A 16,437-nucleotide genomic window follows, 5' to 3' on the forward strand; every position below is an offset into this window, starting at 1 on the left:
AAGCACCCGACACCGCACCACCCCCGGGGGACCAGTGACCGCCGCCTTCCTGCCCGCCCTGACCGCGAAGGCCAGCGCCGCCGCCCACCCCAACCCCCACCCCAACCCCCGCCCCGATACCCCGTGCGACTGCGCAACCCCCGTACTCACAGCCCGCCCCGACGCCACAGTCATCCGCCACGGCACCATCGTCGCCAAGGCGCACGCCCCGGACACACCCCCCACGGACCTGACCGCACGCCTGCAGACCGCAGCCCACCCCACACTCGCCACCACCCTGCTCCCCCCACTGCACCTGACGCCCACCGAACTGCAAGGCCGCCCCGTCACCCTCTGGCCCTACGGCACCCCCGTCGACCGAGACGACCCCGACGCGGCCCCTTGGGAAGCGGCTGCCACCCTCCTGGCCCGCCTGCACACCGTGCCGCCCCCGACCACGCTGCCCCACCCGCTCCCGCCCATGCGAGGCCCCGCCAAGGCCGCCCACGCCGTGGCCAGGCTGCACGCGGCAGGCCCGCACCCCGCCGCACCCCCGGTACTGCGCGCCTGGGCGGCGCTCCCGCCGTGGGCCCGCGCCGAGACCCCGCCCCCAGGCCCCCACCTCCTGTGCCACGGCGACTTCCACCTCGGCCAGCTGGTCCGGACCCCGGAGGGCCACTGGCGCCTGATCGACGTGGACGACCTGGGCACCGGCAACCCCGCGTGGGACCTGGCCAGACCCGCCGCCTGGTACGCCTGCGGCCTGCTCGCCCCCGACGAGTGGACGCGCTTCCTGGACACCTACCGAGGGGCGGGCGGCGCCGCGGTCCCCGCCGACGGCGCCGACCCCTGGCCCGCGCTCGACGTCCCGGCCCGCGCCCTCACCGTGCAGACCGCGGCCCTGGCGATCACCAAGTCCGTCGCGGCCGACCGCCCCCTGGACGAGATCGAGCAGGCTCTGGTCGACGCCTGCGACCGGATGTCCCGAATGCCGCCTCGCCCGGCGGAGTTGGCGCCCGAGACCACGAAGTAGGGTGCAACGCACCGAAGCCGGGCAGTAATCCGGCGAAGCAGTTACCACCGGCGAGGAGTTGAGCCGTCCATGCAGTGCCCCAAGTGTCACGCACCGATGCACACGTACAACCGCAATGGCGTCCAGATCGAGCAGTGCAACGGCTGCCGCGGGATATTCCTCGACTACGGCGAGCTGGAGTCCCTGACCCGGCTCGAGGCCCAGTGGGGCGGCCAGCAGGCCCCGCCGCCCCCGGCCCCCCAGGCCTACCCCGCGCCTCCGGCCCCCCAGGGCTACCCCGCGGCCCAGGCTCCCGCGTGGGGCGCCCCGCACGGCGGCCACGGCGGCCACGGAGGTCACTACGGCGGACACAGCCGGCACAAGAGCTTCGGGCACATGCTCTTCTCGTCCTGAGGAACGACGAAGCCCCGGCCGTGGGAACGGCCGGGGCTTCGTAGGGATGGTGCGCGATACTGGGATTGAACCAGTGACCTCTTCCGTGTCAGGGAAGCGCTCTCCCGCTGAGCTAATCGCGCAGGTGAACCTGCGTGTGCTGCGTACTGCGTGCGCGATACTGGGATTGAACCAGTGACCTCTTCCGTGTCAGGGAAGCGCTCTCCCGCTGAGCTAATCGCGCGGGGTCAGACCTCGGGAAGGCAAGCCTTCGAGAAGATCCAGTGGACGATACTGGGATTGAACCAGTGACCTCTTCCGTGTCAGGGAAGCGCTCTCCCGCTGAGCTAATCGTCCTTGGAGGTGGAGACGGGATTTGAACCCGTGTAGACGGCTTTGCAGGCCGTTGCCTCGCCTCTCGGCCACTCCACCAGGAGCGTAGGGGTTCGGGAAGATCCCCCACTTTCCTGCGAGCGGACGACCAGGTTCGAACTGGCGACCTCAACCTTGGCAAGGTTGCGCTCTACCAACTGAGCTACGTCCGCTTGTCTTTCCCGGCCCGCTTGCGCGTCCCGGCGACGTGTTGAACTCTAGCGGATTCCTGGGCCAGTACAAAAACGCGTTTGCGCAGCGTGCTGCGTTGTCACCGGTCCAGGGCGCCGCCGGGACGCCGGTCATAGACTCGCAGCCGTGCACAACCCCCCTCTGACATCGTCTTCGGCGCTCCCTCCCCTGGCGCGCTTCGGCCCCCTCGTGGCCACCGGTCTGCGCGACGTGACCAGCGACCCGGCGGCCCTGGACTCCACCGGCTTCTGGGCGGTGTCCGCGGATTTCGAGGGGGAGCTGGTCTGCGCCCGCTTCGCCGACGTCCGCAGGGAGCCGGTGCCCGCGCCGGTCCCCGGCGCCTGGCACGGCCCCGCGGCCGGTGACTGGACGTCGTCCCTGGACCGCGCCGCGTACACGGAGGGCGTGCGGCGGGTGCGGGCGTACATCGCGGCCGGTGAGGTCTATCAGGCGAACCTCTGCCGGGTCCTCTCGGCGCCGGTGGCCCCCGACGCCGACGTGGACGCCCTGACGGCGCTCCTCGCGCGCGGGAACCCCGCTCCGTACGCCGGAACGATCCGGCTGCCGGAGCACGGCGTGGAGATAGCCACCGCGTCCCCCGAGCTCTTCCTGCGCCGCGCGGGACGGTCCGTGGAGTCGGGGCCGATCAAGGGCACCGGGCGTACCGAGGCGGATCTCCTGGAGAAGGACTACGCGGAGAACGTCATGATCGTGGACCTGGTCCGCAACGATCTGGGGCGGGTCTGCGCGACGGGTTCGGTGACCGTCCCCGACCTCTGCGTGATCGAGAAGCACCCCGGGCTCGTCCATCTCGTCTCCACCGTCCACGGCGAGCTGCGTCCCGGCGCGGGCTGGCCCGAGCTGTTCGACGCCACGTTTCCGCCCGGGTCCGTCACCGGCGCCCCGAAGTCCAGCGCCCTGCGGATCATCGACGAGCTGGAGACGGCGCCGCGCGGCCCCTACTGCGGCGGCATCGGCTGGGTCGACGCCGACCGGGGCACCGGGGAGCTCGCGGTCGGCATCCGCACCTTCTGGATCGACCGCGCCGACGGCGTCCTGCGCTTCGGCACCGGAGCCGGGATCACCTGGGGCTCGGACCCCGAGGGGGAGTGGCGGGAGACCGAGCTGAAGGCCGAGCGGCTCCTGGCGGTAGCGTCGGGCGCGTACGAAGCGAGTGGAGGAACCCCGACGTGAAGATCTGGCTCAATGACGGGCTGCAGGACATCGACGACGCCCGTGTCTCCGTGCTCGACCACGGGCTCACGGTGGGCGACGGCGTCTTCGAGACGGTGAAGTCCGTGGCGGGGCGGCCCTTCGCGCTGACCCGGCACCTGACCAGGCTCGCCGGGTCGGCGCGCGGCCTCGGGCTGCCCGCCCCTGACCTCGACGAGGTGCGCCGCGCCTGCGCCGCCGTCCTGGCGGCCAACCCGCTGGCGCTCGGCCGGCTGCGGATCACCTACACCGGAGGCATCTCGCCGCTCGGCTCGGACCGCGGCGACCAGGGCACCACCCTCGTCGTGGCCCTCGCCGACGCCGCCGAACCCGCCGCCTCCACGGCGGTGATCACCGTGCCGTGGGCCCGCAACGAACGCGGCGCGCTGACCGGCCTGAAGACCACGTCGTACGCGGAGAACGTCGTCGCTCTCGCCCGCGCCCGCGAACAGGGCGCGTCCGAAGCGCTGTTCGGCAACACCGTCGGGCAGCTGTGCGAAGGCACGGGCACCAACGTCTTCGTCGTCCTCGACGGCGAGATCCACACCCCGTCGCTCGCCTCCGGGTGTCTGGCGGGCATCACCCGCGAGCTGACCGTCCAGTGGACGGGTGCGCGCGAGACCGAGCTGCCGCTGGACGTCCTGGCGCGCGCCGACGAGGTCTTCCTGACCTCGACGCTGCGCGACGTGCAGGGCGTGCACCGCGTGGACGGGCGCCAACTGCCCGGCGCCCCAGGACCGGTGACCGCCAAGGCGATGCGCGTCTTCGCCGAGCGGGCCGCGGACGACCTGGATCCGTGAGCCCGCTCGAATCCCGGTGACGACCGGGCCGCGGGGTGGGTAGAACCTCTGTGATGACCACGACCCTGCGGCCCACAGCGCCGCTCAAACAAGGCGCCGACGGCGCGCGATCGCGCACGTACGACGTCTGTGTGAACAGCCGCCCTGTGGGCTCGATAGCCCTGGCCACCCATCCGGTCTTCGGACCCGAGGTCTGCCAGGTCAAGGACCTGCGGATCGACGAGCCCGACCGTGGGCGCGGGCGCGCCACCGTCGCCGCGCTCGCCGCCGAGGAGGTGGCGCGCGGCTGGGGCTGCCGCCGCATCGAGGCGACGGTCCCCGCCGATGCCGTAGGGGCGCTGCGCCTCGCCACGGCGCTCGGATACGTCGAGCGCAACCGTCAGATGGCGAAGTCGCTGACCGGCGACGTGCCCGCGCTGCCCGACGGGGTGGCGTGGCGGTCGATGACCGAGGACGAGTACGGGCCGTGGCTCGCGCACAAGGAGGCGGGCTACACGCGCGACTGGGTCGAGCGCGGTGTGCCCGAGACGGAGGCCCGCGCCAAGGCCGCGGCCGACCACGCGCGCAACCTTCCCGAGGGCCTGGCGACACCGGGCGCCTGGCTGGGCGTCCTGACCCACCGGGGCGTCAGGGTGGGCACGCTGTGGCTCGGCACGATCGACGGCGAGCCGTTCGTCTGCAACATCGAGGTCGGGGAGGAGCACAGGGGCCAGGGCCACGGGCGCTCCCTGATGCTGTGCGCCGAGGCGCGGACCCGCGCGGCGGGCCGGGACCGCCTCGAACTCAACGTCTTCGCGGGCAACACCCCGGCCCTGCGGCTGTACGAGTCACTCGGCTACGAACCGACCTCGTACTACCTCTACAAGCACCTGCTCTAGGCGTCGCCGAGCAGCCGGTCGGCGATCTCCTCGACGCGCTCGCGCAGCCCCTCCTGGCTCTTGCCGCCGTCGAGGCGCTCGCCGTCGACGACGTACGTCGGGGTGCCGGTGACGCCGATCGCCTTGCCCTCAGCCTGGTCGGCGTCGACGATCAGGATGTGCCTGCCGTCGACCAGGGCGGTGTCCAACTCCTCGGCGTCCAGGCCCAGTTCACGGGCGACGTCGACCAGGATCGGCTCGCCCGCGCGGTCAAGATCCTCGACCCGGTCGAGCACCGCCTCGACGTACGGCCAGCCCTTCCCCTGCTCAAGAGCCTCCTCGGCGGCCTGCGCCGCGGCGAAAGAGTGCTTGTGCTTCTCGAGGGGGAAGTGGCGCAGGCGCAGCTCGACGCGGTCGCCGTAGCGGGCGCGCAGGGCGCGCACGTCGTCGAGGGCGGTACGGCAGTCGGGGCACTGCAGCTCGCACCAGACGTCGATGACGACGGGGCGGGCGGGGGAGGAGTCGCTCATGGGGCCCAGTCTTCCAGCCCGTGCGGGAGCCGCCCAACCGGGACCTGCGGAGGAGGCCCGACCCGGAAATGACCCGGAGATGTTCCCCGGGTCCGCCCCGGACGTGGCTCCGCGGGGGCCACTCGGTGCAGGATGGAAGGGACGACAGCGTCATATCCCTACGTACGCCTGTATGCCTGGAGGACCGGATGATTGCCGAGACCGTCTGTTCCGCCGTATCCGCGGCAGGGCTGGGTATCGCCGCGGTCACGGCCTACCGCAAGCGCTTCCTGTCCGCGGCGCGGCTCGCCGCGTACTCCCTGGTCCCGGTGGGCCTGGTGCTCACGGGTGTCGTGGGGTGGGCGGCCGACACCGCGTTCAGCCTGAAGGCGTGGGTGGGCTTCGGCGTGCTCGGCGTGGCCTGGCTCGGCTTCATGACGACCCGTGCGATCGAGCGCCGCACGGGAGGGACCCGCAAGGAGCGGAAGGCCGCGAAGGCCGCCCAGCGCGAGGCGGTGGCCCCCGCCGCGTCCGCGCCCTCGCTCGGCGGCGCGGCCCGCCCGGCCGCCCAGCCCGCGGTCAAGCCGAAGGCCGCCGGGGCCGGGGAGGATTTCAGCGACATCGAGGCGATCCTGAAGAAGCACGGCATCTGAGCCACGCCGGCTGAGCCGCGCTGACCGAGTCACGCCAGCTGAGCCGCGCTGACCGAGTCACGCTGACCGAGTCACGCTGACCGAGTCACGTCAGCTGAGTCACGCCGACCGAGTCACGCCGACCGAGTCACGCCGACCGAGTCACGCCAGCTGAGTCACGCCGACCGAGTCACGCCAGCTGAGCCGCGCCGACCGAGTCACGCCAGCTGAGCCGCGCCGACCGAGTCACGCCAGCTGAGCCGCGCCGACCGAGTCACGCCAGCTGAGCCGCGCCGACCGAGTCACGCCAGCTGAGTCACGCCGACCGAGTCACGCCAGCTGAGTCACGCCGACCGAGTCACGCCGACCGAGTCACGCCAGCTGAGCCGCGCCGACCGAGTCACGCCAGCTGAGCCGCGCCGACCGAGTCACGCCAGCTGAGTCACGCCGACCGAGCCACGCCCACTGAGTCACGCCAGCCGCGTCACGGCTCAGCGCGCGCCGATGCGCACCTGCGCCAGGACGTTCACCCCGTCGACCCACGCCGTCGAGGCGTTCGCGCACCGCACGGCGCGCCCGCGCCCGGGAAAGGCCGGATCGGGCAGGGCGAGAGCGATGCGGTGCGGGCCCCGTGCTCCCTTCGGCACGTCGAGCGCCGCGCGCACCGTGGTGACGGCGGGCGCCGCGTGGTCGTCGCCGGTCTCCGCGCGCCCCTGCGGCTGCCACCCGCGCCAGTCGGCACCGGTGTCGGCCGAGGCCACCGTCCGCCCCGCCGCGTCGAGCAGCACCAGACGTACGGGACGGGGGTGCTTCGGCGCGGCGAACCCGCGGTTGACCACGTCCACCTCCACCGGCAGCCGCCCGCTCCGCCGCAGCGCCGACACGTCGTGCCGCTCTTCGCGCACCTCCACCCGGTAGCCGAGGTGGTCGCGCAGGTACTCGAACTGGGTGCGGGCCACGGGGCGCCCCGCGCGGTCCCTGAAGTACCCGTCGGATACGGGAAGTTGGGCCTCGGTCACCTGTCGCTCGGTCAGCCCGGCCGCCTTCCAGCCGGGAACGGTCACCGTGGCGTTGTGCACCAGGGAGAGGCTGTCGAAGCGGAGCGTCTGGAGGCGGCGCGCGGCGGGGATCCCGGGAATCACGGTGCTCCACGCGTACGGATCGGCGCTCTGCCCCTTGTCCCAGGGCATCTCGCCGTCCATCATCCCCGTCTGCGAGACCTGGAGATAGCGCGGCCAGCCGGGGTTGTCGGGAACGTAGTAGTCCCAGAGTCCCTCGCCCAGGGTCACGTAGTCGTTGTGGAAGCCGACCCGGTCAAGGATCGCCCTGTTGGTGATCATGTCGCGCTTCTCGGCGTATCTGACCTGGGTGTGCATGCCGGGCGGCAGCGCCTCGACCAGTGTGGTCATGATGGCGGTGACGGCGTCGGGGTAGGTCTCGTGCCCGTAGTGGCTCCCGTGCCACTCGCCCCAGGTGCCGAGGAACCCCGCCTGCCAGACCGCGACGACATCGCTGTTGCGGGCGACCAGCGGCGCCAACTGCCCTATGTGGCGCTGGATGTCCCGCACGGTGTAGCGCCGGTTCTCGCGCACCCCGTCGTCGTACACGAAGCGCAGGACCGCCGCGTACCCCTTGCTGCGCAGTCCCCGCAGGACGCGCTCGATGTTGGCGAGCGCGCCCGCGGGGATCTCGGAGGTCGCGAAGTCCCAGAGGTAGAAGTACAGCTGGGTCAGGTTCGCGCCCGCGCCGTACTCGCGCTCCAGGAGTTCGAGCGTCTTGGTGACGTCGGGGGAGTGGTCCTGTTCGTTCGGCCAAGGGCTCGTCAGATCAAGGGCGTTGTACGACATCTCGTAGCGGAATCCCCGGCGTGGATTGGCGAGCGGGGCGCGTCCTTCCGGATCGTCCGGGCGGATCCCGCGGTGCTGGACGGTCGTCCAGGAGCCCGTGGTCCTCGGGGCGGCCGGGGCGGCCGGGGCGGCCGCGGCGGGTCCGAGCGGCACGGCCGCCACGGCGGCCGTGCCGAGCGCGGTCGTCAACAGCCGTCTGCGTTCCATGGCCATGGTCGGCTCCCTCGTTCGAGTGCGGGCGATATCGGGGAGTCTCGCGAGGCGCGGGGGTCCGCAGCCATGGACGGAACGCACCGGGCGCTGGACTTTCGCCCGTTCACGGGTTGGGGCGAACTCCTGTCCAATCCGGGCGTGTTGGTCGGCGGGGGTGCGCCACCTGCGTCATCATCACCGCGAGATGCTGGACACCACACAGGGCGATGCCGCCCCGCCGGACGACGGACGGCGATCGGCTTCGGCACATGAGCGACGAGTCACCGACGATGAGTGGCGGGCCACCGACGAAGAGCGGCAGGGCTGTCTCTTCGCCCTCTCCCAACCACCTTTGATGATCTTTCTGGCGGTGATCGGCACTCTGATCCTGATGGCTTCGCTGCACGACCTGTTCTTGCTGTAGCCGCCGCGGCGGCTACGCCGTGGCTAGCCCGCGGCTTCCTTGCGGCGGGCCCGGTAGGCGGCGACGTGCAGGCGGTTTCCGCAGGTGCGGCTGTCGCAGTAGCGCCGGGACCGGTTGCGGGAGAGGTCGACGAAGGCGCGTCGGCAGTCGGGCGCCTCGCAGCGCCGCAGCCGGTCCTGTTCCCCGGCGACCACGAAGAAGGCGAGCGCCATCCCGCAGTCGGCCGCCAGGTGGTCGGCGACGGAGGCGCCGGGCGCGAAGTAGTGGACGTGCCAGTCGTAGCCGTCGTGGTCGGTGAGCCGGGGCGTGGTGCCCGCCGCCGCGATCAGCTCGTTGATGATCGCGGCGGTGGCCCGAGGCTCGGGGTCCGCGAAGACCTCGGCGAACCGGGCCCGCACCTGGCGCACATCGGCGAGGTCACGCTCCGAGAGCACCCCGACGTCGCTCACGTTGTGGGTTCGTACGAAGTCACTCAGCGCTGCCACGTGGGCGAGTCCGTCGGCGCCGTCCTCCTCCGGTGTGGTGTTCACCAGATCGACCACGGCGTCCAGCGAACACCGGGTGTCATGGGTGATCAGCACGATGCGCTCCCTGGCCTGGGGGCGGGCGTGCGCCCGCCGGTGCTGGCCGATGCTAGCGGCTTCCTCCCGGGACGCACCGGGTCAGGACGCACCGACGCCGCCGTCGCGGAAGATCCGCGGCGACGGCGCCGGTACCTGCTCTGTTCGCCTTGTGTCGTTGTGTCGCGTCGCACGCCCGTGCGCCGTCGCCCCGAGTCGGACGGCGTCGAGCGGCTCCCGACAGCGCCTGGCGCTAGCTTTCGGCCAGGATGTGCGAGAGCTCCGTGTCGAGGTCGAAGTGACGATGTTCGGTACCGGGCGGCACTGCCGCGTCGGTTCGCTTCAGGAAGGACTCCAGGGCCCGCGCCGGGGCCTCGAGCAGAGCCTCACCCTCCGGAGAGCTCAGGGCGATGCAGACGACGCCCTGACCGTGGCTCCGGGACGGCCAGACTCGGACGTCGCCGGTACCCGTGGGCCGGTGCAGGCCCTCGGCGAGGAGGTCGCGGGCGAACACCCACTCGACGGTTTCCTCGGCTCCGGTGTGGAAGGTGGCGTGCACGGCATAGGGATCGGCCGTGTCATACCGCAGTCCTGCGGGTACAGGCAGTGAGGACTCGCTCGACACAACGAGGCGCAGGTGCAGCTCGCAGCTGACCGTGGTGTTCATAAGCGCCAGGGCCTTTCGCTCAGTGTGCGCTCGGGGATTCGCACGTCGGCGAAATCGACATGCCACCTACGGTGCCGTTGTAAACCCCTCTGAGGGTTTTGCGTGTCTTTAGGTAGCTCGTATGGCGGGTTGTCCCTTCCGGGTGTGCACCCATTCCGGTGATGGGTTTCCGTCCGGTAAGGTTTGGCTGCATGAATACGGGGAGTAACGAGCCTGCGAAGGTCGCGGAACCGACCGTCGCGTCAGTGGGCGAGCAGTTGGACGCGAAGGCCGAGCAGCCGCTCGGATCGCGGGCGCCGCAGTACATCCAGTCGCGCAGGGCGCTGCACCTCAGCTGGCAGGTCGGCGTCTTCATCGTGGGTCTCGCGGTGGTCGTCGCGGGCATCATCATGCTCCCGCTGCCGGGTCCGGGATGGCTGGTGATCTTCGGCGGCATGGCGATCTGGGCGACCGAGTTCGTCTGGGCCCAGCTGGTGCTCCGCTGGACCAAGCGCAAGGTCACCGAGGCCGCGCAGCGTGCGCTCGACCCCAAGGTGCGCCGCCGCAACATCATCTTGACGACGATCGGTCTCGTCATCGTGGCGGTGCTCGTCGGCATCTATGTGTGGAAGTTCGGCATCACCATGCCGTGGAAGATCAAGGAGTGACCCGCGGGTGACTCCGAGGCGGTCGGAGGCACCCGCTGACATGCGGTAATGTTCTCTCTGCGCCCGGGGCGATTAGCTCAGTGGGAGAGCGCTTCGTTCACACCGAAGAGGTCACTGGTTCGAACCCAGTATCGCCCACCCCGGATTACGGCCCGGAGGCCTTAGAGCCTCCGGGCCGTTCTCGTATTCCCTTGCCTTTCACGGGAATTGACGGGTCCACATACGCGGTTCCGCGGCGGTCCCGCGCGAAGTCGCCCTGCGCATTCAGTGCATTCGGTTCAGTACATTCCGGAACCGTCGTGCGTCGCGCAGGCGTTGCTCGTAGGTGGCGCCGAGCGCGAGCAGCAGCAGACCCGCGAGGGCGGGCGGCAGCCAGCGGGGCAGGACACCCACGGCCTGGACGAGGTACGGCGCCAGTTCGTGCAGCGCGGCGAGCGCGAGGACCGCGCCGCCGATGACCAGCGGTGCCCGCAGCCGGTACCGGGCGCCGACGAGCGTGACCGCGAGCGCCGCGAGGCCGAGCAGCAGCGGGCGGTGCCAGTGGAGATCGCCCCAGGCCGCGGCGAGGCTCGGCAGCAGCGTCGCGGCGAGCCCCGGACCGTACGCCGCCCAGGAGGAGACCTCCGGGTCGCGGCGCCGTCGCAGCGCGCCGATGAACAGCGCGGGGACGGTGACGGGCAGGGCGTACGCCTCCGGTGTCGCCACGTCCCAGGAGGCGAGGCGGACCCAGCTAGCCAGGACCAGCAGGACCGCGGCCGCGTACCCGACGGAGCGGCGCTCCGCGCGCAGCGCCGTGCTCGAAGCGATGAGCCCGCCGAGCCCGAGGGCCAGTGCCAGGGTCGGGGCGTGCGGCGCGGTGAGGCTGATGGCGAGCGCGCCCGACGCGGCCGCCATGATCTCGACGGGCAGGGCCAGCGGATGGCTGCCGACGCGGGCCGCGACGAGCGCCGCGAGCGCGGGCACGGCGAGGGCCAGCAGACCGGTGTGCTCCGCGCGCAGTCCCCAGGAGGCGCCCACGGCGCAGGCGAGCGCCGTGGCGTGGGTGAGGGTGGCGCAGACGGCGAGGGCCGCGGCGCCGGGGGCGGGCTCCGCGCGCCGCGTCAGGCCCACGCAGGCGGCGAGGAACGCCGTCGTCAGGAAGGCGAGCGTGCCCAGGGTCGCCGCCGTGGTGGCCAGGGAGAGGAACGCGACGCTCACCGAGGACGCGAGTGCCAGGGCCGACGCGGCCAGCGCCGTGACGGCCGAGCGGGCGCGCACGGCGAAAATCAGCGCGGCCGCCGTCAGCAGGAGGTGGACCGACACCCCCGCCGCGTACGGAAGGGCGAGCGCGGGCGGCAGCGCGAGCGCGGCGGACCAGGCGAGGATCCCCGCGCCGTACCGGGCCGCGCGCTGCCCCGCGCCGCCGATCCGGCCCGCCGAGACCGCGCACACCGCGGCGACGGAGGCAAGCACCAGCGGGGCCAGGAGCGGATGGGCCGTGGGGAGTGCGACGAGCAGGGCGTCCCTGGCGTCCGAAGGCGCGCCCGACCAGGCCCTGGTGGCCCAGCCGACGGGGCCGAGCAGCGCGAGGGCGGCGACGGGCACCGCCCACAGCACCGCGATCGCCTGCACCGCGGCCGACGCCCCGGCGATTCCGCGCCGCACGGGCCACGGAAGAGCGGTGCGCAGGACCGCCAACAACGCGATGCCGCACGCCAGATGGGCCGGAACCGCCCACGCGGCGGGCAGCGCCGTCCGCAGCACTCCGCCGGACGCGGCCACCACGAGCAGACCGGCCGCGCACGCGGCGCCGGTCGCGGCCTCCGCGCGGCCCGAGCGCCATGCCGTCACCAGGGCGATCGACGCGGCGAAGAGCAGCAGCAGGCCCGCGCGCGCCGCCCCTGCCGGGTCCGTGGCCTGCGCGGACAGCCAGCCCGCGCTCGCCGCACCCCACAGCCCGAGCGCGCAGGCGCCGACCGCGGCGGTGACGCGCACGGACCTGGCGGACGCCCACAGCGCGAGCGCGGTGTCGAAGGCCGCCGTCACCAGGAGCGCGGCCGTCATCGTGTGCGTGCCCGCGCCCGCGGCCCCCGCCCAGAGGATCAGCGGGAGTTGGGCCGTGGCCACGGCCGTCGGCGGCGGCAGGCGCAGCGCGCCGAGGAGCAGTCCGTACCCCGCCCACACCGCGGCGAGCAGTGCGGAGGTGACCGCCGCGAAGCCGAGGGCGTCCACATCGGCCAGCGCCAGATGACGCAGCGCGTACGCGTCGAGCACGGTCAGGGCCATGCCGAGGGCGGCCACCGTCTCGGCCGTCGAGCGAAGCTTCCTCGACAGCAGCACCGCGGGCACGCCGAGCGCGGTGAGGGTCACCGCGCCGAGCACCGCACTGCGGCCGCCGATGCCCAAGTGACCCCAGCTGACCACCGTGAAGGCGATCGCCGCGATGGTCAGGAGCACGCCGCCGAGGGCGAGCAGCACGTTCTGCACGCTCGGCGGGGTGGCCTCGGATGCGGGCGGGCCGGCCGGGTGAGGGGGCTCCCCGGCCGGGCCCGCCGCGCGCAGGGCGCCGAGCAACCAGGCCCGGCGCTGCAGCAACTGCGACCTGCGCGCCTCCAGTTGGCGCAACTCCCAGTCGAGGATGCGGAGCTCCTCGGCCGGTGGCGGAAGGTTCGTCATGTCAGGTGAGTGTGGCCCGCGCCACGCCGCACGACATCGGTGCGGATACTCAGGACGTACTCAGATCCGGGCAGACTGCTGTCATGGACTGGTGCCGCTACCGCTTCCGCAGCGTCTGGGATCTGCCCCGCGCACCCGCGGACGTCTATGCCGTCCTCGAACGGGTAGAGGAGTATCCGCTGTGGTGGCCGCAGGTGCGCGAGGTGACGCCGGTCGACGGGCGCAGCGGCGTCGCGCGCTTCCGGTCCTTCCTGCCGTACGACTTGGTCGTCACCGCCGAGGAGCGGCGCCGTGATCCCGGGGCCGGGGTCCTGGAGATCGCCATGACGGGGGATCTGGACGGCTGGGCGCGCTGGACGGTCGGGGGTGGGCCCGGCGGAACGCGCGCCGTCTACGACCAGGAGGTCGAGGTGCGCAGGCCGCTGATGCGGCGCCTCGCCGTGCCCGGAAGACCCGTGTTCCTGCTCAACCACGCGCTGATGATGAGGGCGGGCCGGCGAGGTCTGACGGCGTACCTGGGAGCGGTTTGAAGGAACGGCGATCGGACCTGTATTGTTCAGTGCGTTCCCGGGCGATTAGCTCAGTGGGAGAGCGCTTCGTTCACACCGAAGAGGTCACTGGTTCGAACCCAGTATCGCCCACCCGGAGAATGCCGGTCCGTCAGCAGACGGACCGGTTTTTTCTTGCCCCTTTTTTCTTGCCCCGATCAGTTCGTACGGCCCGGTGGTCACGCCGCCGCGGGGAGCTCGGGCCGCAGCGGCCAGGCCGGATCCACCGCTTCGGGCGTGCCGCTCTTGGCGAACCACGCCTGGAGGCCGCGCGCCTGGGCCGCGTGCCAGACGGCCTGCAGCGAGTGCAGTTCGGCCGGTGAGAGCCGCTCGAGGCGGGACGCGAAACGCCGCCCCACCGCGCGTACGACGTCCAGTGCGGCCTGCGCGTCCGCCGCCGCGTCGTGCGCGTCCGAGAGCTCCACCTCGTAGTGCGCGCACAGGTCCGTGAGCGTGCGGCGGCCCTTGCGGTAGCGGTCCAGGTGTTTGTCGAGGACCCGGGGATCGACCACGCAGAGCGGCGATCCCTCCACGTAGCGGCCCAGGGACGAGGCGCGGTGCCTGCGCAACTCCCGGTCCAGGATGGTCAGGTCGAACGGCGCGTTCATCACCACGATCGGCCGGCCCGCCGCGCCCTGCTCGGCCAGATCGCGGGCTATCTCCTCCATCACCGGCGCGGGCCAGCGGCCGTTGCGCTGCAGGTGATCCTCCGTCAGTCCATGGATGGCCGTGGCTCCTTCGGGCACGGGAACGCCCGGATTCACCAGCCAGCGGGTGATGCGCGGACGGGTTCCCGCGCCCTGCTGGACGACGACGGCGGCCGACACGATGCGGTCGGTCTCGACGTCGACGCCCGTGGTCTCCGTGTCGAATGCGGCCAAGGGGCCCTCGTACCAGCACGTCATGGTGACGCAACTCCTCGTTCATGTCCGGCAGATGACGTCAGTCACTGCCCACGCTGGTGATACCCGGGCCGTTTGCGCTGTACGCGGCCCGGAGACAACAGAGGTACGGGGCCTTGACATCGACGGCCCGAGCGGGGAACTACCGGGTTCGGAAGGCTTGTTGGACATGGCGCTCGCGCAGCCCGAACAGGGTGGGCTGCTGCCCGAGCGGATCGCACCGCCGCGCGGCACACTCGCCACCACCGCCTGCATGGAGACACTTCAGGTGGGCTATCTGCACGCCGTCGCCGCCGCGGCGGGGTGCTCGCTCTCCCAGCCCTTTCCGGACAACGGCATCGACTGGCACGTCAGCCACAGCGCCCCCGGGCATACGGTCGACGACGAGGTCACCATCAAGGTCCAGCTCAAGTGCACGTACCAGATACCGCCGAACCCGGCGGGGCCCGCCTTCTCCTTCACGCTCGACAACGCGCATCTGGAGAAGCTCGCCCGCACCCCGGTCTCGGTGCACAAGATCCTGGTCGTGATGCTCGTGCCCCGGTCGCAGGACGACTGGCTGCGGGCCGGGCACGACCGGCTCGACCTGCGGCACTGCTGCTACTGGACCAATCTCGCCGGGCACCCCGTGACCGGCAGGCGCAGGACCACCGTGCGCGTACCGACCTCGCGGATCTTCGACGACCGCGCCCTCTGCGAGATCATGACGCGGGTCGGTACGGGAGGGAGACCGTGATGCACCGCCCCTTCGGCTCCGACGAGCCGGTACCTCCCGTCCGCCCGCACCCCGCGCCCGTCGCGGGCCACTGGACGGACCCGCCCGAGCCCGCCCGCGTCGACCCCGCCGTGCTCGGCGCGCTGCTGCTGCGGCACGGCTGGCAGCGGCGCGGGGGAGCCGCGGGACGCTACGCCCGGTGGACGCCGCCGGGACCCGGTGGCGGCGGCGTCAGCCTGCTCGTACCGGAGAGCCGGGCCTTCCCCGACTGCGAGGACCTGATCGCCGAGGCCCTCGTCGCGCTGACGCGCAGCGCCTCGCCCGCCGCGCGCGACGTGCTCGTCGGGCTCGCCGTGCCCAGCGACGAGATCCGCTGGTGGCGCGACGTCCCGGCCGGGCCCGCGGGCGCCGCGACCTGGCCGGTCGAGGAGCAACTGCGCTCCGCCGCGCGGCAGATGCTGCTCGCCGGGGCGCTCGCCGCGCGCGGCCGCGCCGGGTACTACGGGGCGCGGCACCGGGGCCCCGCCACCGCGTCCCTGGAGCACGTCCTGGTGGGGCCCGCGACCGGCGGGCGGCAGCTCACCGCGTTCGTGCCCGTCCTGACCGGGCGGCCGCTCGCGGTCCGGCTGCACCAAGCCCTTCACGCCGCCAGGGAGGCCGTCGACTACCAGCGCGCGACCGGTGGCATGGACGCCTTCGACGGAGCGGTCGAGGCGGGGGTCAGCCACGAGCTGACCGAGGCGATCGTGGCGCTGGTGCGGGGCACCGAAGGGGCGCGGATCGCGGTGGAGTGGGCGCCGGGCGCCGGGGTGCCCGAGGGGTGCGCGGCACCCGCGGAGCCCGTGGAGTTCTCGCCGGGCGACCTGGCCGTCCTGCGTGCGGCGGGCGCCCGGTACCTGCGCGCCGAGCCGTCGGTGCCGGTGCGGATCACCGGGGCCGTGGTGCGGATGCGGCGTTCCTCGCCGGGCGGTGACGGCGCGGTGCGGGTCCGGGTGATCGCGGGCGCGGAGGTCCCGCACGTACGGATGACGCTGGACGAGGAGTCGTACCGCATAGCGGGCCATGCGCACCTGGTCGGGCTGCCGATCCGGGTGCACGGGCGGCTGGAGAGCCGGGGCGGGTTCCGCAGGCTCACCGGGGCGACCGGCGTGGTGCCGGTGCAGGTGGACGAGGCGGAGCGGGACCGGCTCATGAAGTCGCTCCAGGAGAACCTGGACTTCTTCGAGGAGGCGTGCGGCACGGACTGAAGGGCGTGCCGCACAGTCCGTAGGGGAGCCCGGTCGGAGGGGGTGCTTCCGGTGGGTGGGGGACATCCGTTTCGC

Annotated in this window: 17 protein-coding genes and 7 tRNA genes; 13 read left to right on the forward strand and 11 right to left on the reverse strand. The window is 72.5% G+C overall.

What is annotated here, in order from left to right; translation table 11 throughout:
- The first annotated feature begins 34 nt into the window (after nt 1-34).
- Both CP970_RS35945 and CP970_RS35950 read left to right on the forward strand, forming a co-directional pair.
- Nucleotides 35-1,012: an aminoglycoside phosphotransferase family protein gene (locus tag CP970_RS35945; protein ID WP_224058906.1), complete on the forward strand. Its 978-nt coding sequence runs from the start codon at nt 35-37 to the stop codon at nt 1,010-1,012.
- A 69-nt stretch (nt 1,013-1,081) separates the two neighbouring features.
- Entirely contained in the window at nt 1,082-1,405 is a 324-nt protein-coding gene (locus tag CP970_RS35950) for a TFIIB-type zinc ribbon-containing protein (RefSeq protein ID WP_150494411.1), read from the forward strand.
- A gap of 47 nt (nt 1,406-1,452) precedes the next feature.
- On the opposite strand, the gene CP970_RS35955 is transcribed toward CP970_RS35950, so the two are convergent.
- The 5 genes from CP970_RS35955 to CP970_RS35975 all read right to left on the reverse strand — a co-directional run bounded on the left by CP970_RS35955 (nt 1,453) and on the right by CP970_RS35975 (nt 1,929).
- Nucleotides 1,453-1,527 (reverse strand) — tRNA-Val (locus CP970_RS35955).
- Nucleotides 1,528-1,556: 29 nt separating this feature from the next.
- A tRNA-Val gene (locus CP970_RS35960) sits at nt 1,557-1,628 on the reverse strand.
- A 41-nt stretch (nt 1,629-1,669) separates the two neighbouring features.
- A tRNA-Val gene (locus CP970_RS35965) sits at nt 1,670-1,741 on the reverse strand.
- Between the two features lies 1 nt (nt 1,742).
- A tRNA-Cys gene (locus tag CP970_RS35970) sits at nt 1,743-1,816 on the reverse strand.
- 40 nt (nt 1,817-1,856) lie between these two features.
- Nucleotides 1,857-1,929, reverse strand: a tRNA-Gly gene (locus CP970_RS35975).
- A gap of 145 nt (nt 1,930-2,074) precedes the next feature.
- Between CP970_RS35975 and CP970_RS35980 the strand changes: the two genes are divergently transcribed.
- The 3 genes from CP970_RS35980 to CP970_RS35990 are packed head-to-tail and all read left to right on the forward strand — an operon-like array spanning nt 2,075 to nt 4,838.
- Complete coding sequence (locus tag CP970_RS35980; protein ID WP_224058907.1) at nt 2,075-3,142, forward strand: chorismate-binding protein; 1,068 nt, start codon at nt 2,075-2,077, stop codon at nt 3,140-3,142.
- On the forward strand, nt 3,139-3,960 hold the full coding sequence (locus CP970_RS35985; RefSeq protein ID WP_055556828.1) for an aminotransferase class IV: 822 nt from the start codon (nt 3,139-3,141) through the stop codon (nt 3,958-3,960). The genes CP970_RS35980 and CP970_RS35985 overlap by 4 nt, the downstream gene beginning before the upstream one ends.
- Before the next feature lie 53 nt (nt 3,961-4,013).
- Nucleotides 4,014-4,838, forward strand: a complete 825-nt coding sequence (locus CP970_RS35990) for a GNAT family N-acetyltransferase (protein WP_055556830.1) — start codon at nt 4,014-4,016, stop codon at nt 4,836-4,838.
- On the opposite strand, the gene CP970_RS35995 is transcribed toward CP970_RS35990, so the two are convergent.
- Nucleotides 4,835-5,347 carry a DsbA family protein gene (locus CP970_RS35995; protein WP_191094992.1) on the reverse strand — a complete coding sequence of 171 codons (513 nt, stop codon included), beginning with the start codon at nt 5,345-5,347 and terminating at the stop codon, nt 4,835-4,837. The two genes, CP970_RS35990 and CP970_RS35995, sit on opposite strands and share 4 nt — an antisense overlap.
- 188 nt (nt 5,348-5,535) lie before the next feature.
- Between CP970_RS35995 and CP970_RS36000 the strand changes: the two genes are divergently transcribed.
- Entirely contained in the window at nt 5,536-5,979 is a 444-nt protein-coding gene (locus CP970_RS36000; protein ID WP_055556834.1) for a hypothetical protein, read from the forward strand.
- 470 nt (nt 5,980-6,449) lie between these two features.
- On the opposite strand, the gene CP970_RS36005 is transcribed toward CP970_RS36000, so the two are convergent.
- On the reverse strand, nt 6,450-8,018 hold the full coding sequence (locus CP970_RS36005; protein ID WP_055553831.1) for a DUF4874 domain-containing protein: 1,569 nt from the start codon (nt 8,016-8,018) through the stop codon (nt 6,450-6,452).
- Nucleotides 8,019-8,202: 184 nt separating this feature from the next.
- Here CP970_RS36005 and CP970_RS36010 point away from each other — a divergent pair, with 184 nt between their 5' ends.
- The gene (locus CP970_RS36010; RefSeq protein WP_079043896.1) at nt 8,203-8,421 is read left to right on the forward strand and encodes a hypothetical protein; all 219 of its coding nucleotides are present in this window, start codon (nt 8,203-8,205) and stop codon (nt 8,419-8,421) included.
- A 23-nt stretch (nt 8,422-8,444) separates the two neighbouring features.
- Here CP970_RS36010 and CP970_RS36015 read toward each other — a convergent pair whose 3' ends face one another.
- Nucleotides 8,445-9,002, reverse strand: coding sequence for a CGNR zinc finger domain-containing protein (locus tag CP970_RS36015; protein ID WP_055553833.1), 558 nt, complete (start codon nt 9,000-9,002; stop codon nt 8,445-8,447).
- A gap of 232 nt (nt 9,003-9,234) precedes the next feature.
- The gene (locus CP970_RS36020) at nt 9,235-9,648 is read right to left on the reverse strand and encodes an SsgA family sporulation/cell division regulator (protein WP_003959770.1); all 414 of its coding nucleotides are present in this window, start codon (nt 9,646-9,648) and stop codon (nt 9,235-9,237) included.
- 191 nt (nt 9,649-9,839) lie between these two features.
- Here CP970_RS36020 and CP970_RS36025 point away from each other — a divergent pair, with 191 nt between their 5' ends.
- Both CP970_RS36025 and CP970_RS36030 read left to right on the forward strand, forming a co-directional pair.
- On the forward strand, nt 9,840-10,295 hold the full coding sequence (locus CP970_RS36025; protein WP_055553835.1) for a TIGR02611 family protein: 456 nt from the start codon (nt 9,840-9,842) through the stop codon (nt 10,293-10,295).
- A 66-nt stretch (nt 10,296-10,361) separates the two neighbouring features.
- Nucleotides 10,362-10,433 (forward strand) — tRNA-Val (locus CP970_RS36030).
- 126 nt (nt 10,434-10,559) lie between these two features.
- Here the strand turns inward: CP970_RS36030 and CP970_RS36035 are convergent.
- On the reverse strand, nt 10,560-12,950 hold the full coding sequence (locus CP970_RS36035) for an SCO7613 C-terminal domain-containing membrane protein (protein WP_055553837.1): 2,391 nt from the start codon (nt 12,948-12,950) through the stop codon (nt 10,560-10,562).
- An 83-nt stretch (nt 12,951-13,033) separates the two neighbouring features.
- Between CP970_RS36035 and CP970_RS36040 the strand changes: the two genes are divergently transcribed.
- Both CP970_RS36040 and CP970_RS36045 read left to right on the forward strand, forming a co-directional pair.
- Entirely contained in the window at nt 13,034-13,480 is a 447-nt protein-coding gene (locus CP970_RS36040; protein WP_055553839.1) for an SRPBCC family protein, read from the forward strand.
- Between the two features lie 39 nt (nt 13,481-13,519).
- Nucleotides 13,520-13,591: transfer RNA gene (locus CP970_RS36045), tRNA-Val, on the forward strand.
- 86 nt (nt 13,592-13,677) lie between these two features.
- On the opposite strand, the gene CP970_RS36050 is transcribed toward CP970_RS36045, so the two are convergent.
- Complete coding sequence (locus CP970_RS36050; protein ID WP_055553841.1) at nt 13,678-14,403, reverse strand: 3'-5' exonuclease; 726 nt, start codon at nt 14,401-14,403, stop codon at nt 13,678-13,680.
- Between the two features lie 166 nt (nt 14,404-14,569).
- On the opposite strand from CP970_RS36050, the gene CP970_RS36055 reads away from it, so the two are divergent.
- Both CP970_RS36055 and CP970_RS36060 read left to right on the forward strand, forming a co-directional pair.
- On the forward strand, nt 14,570-15,136 hold the full coding sequence (locus CP970_RS36055; RefSeq protein WP_055553844.1) for a DUF4365 domain-containing protein: 567 nt from the start codon (nt 14,570-14,572) through the stop codon (nt 15,134-15,136).
- Nucleotides 15,133-16,362: a hypothetical protein gene (locus CP970_RS36060; RefSeq protein WP_150494413.1), complete on the forward strand. Its 1,230-nt coding sequence runs from the start codon at nt 15,133-15,135 to the stop codon at nt 16,360-16,362. Before CP970_RS36055 ends, CP970_RS36060 begins: the two co-directional genes overlap by 4 nt.
- The last annotated feature ends 75 nt before the right edge of the window (nt 16,363-16,437 follow it).

Origin of the sequence: Streptomyces kanamyceticus (genome assembly GCF_008704495.1) — a bacterium.
Taxonomy (GTDB): domain Bacteria; phylum Actinomycetota; class Actinomycetes; order Streptomycetales; family Streptomycetaceae; genus Streptomyces; species Streptomyces kanamyceticus.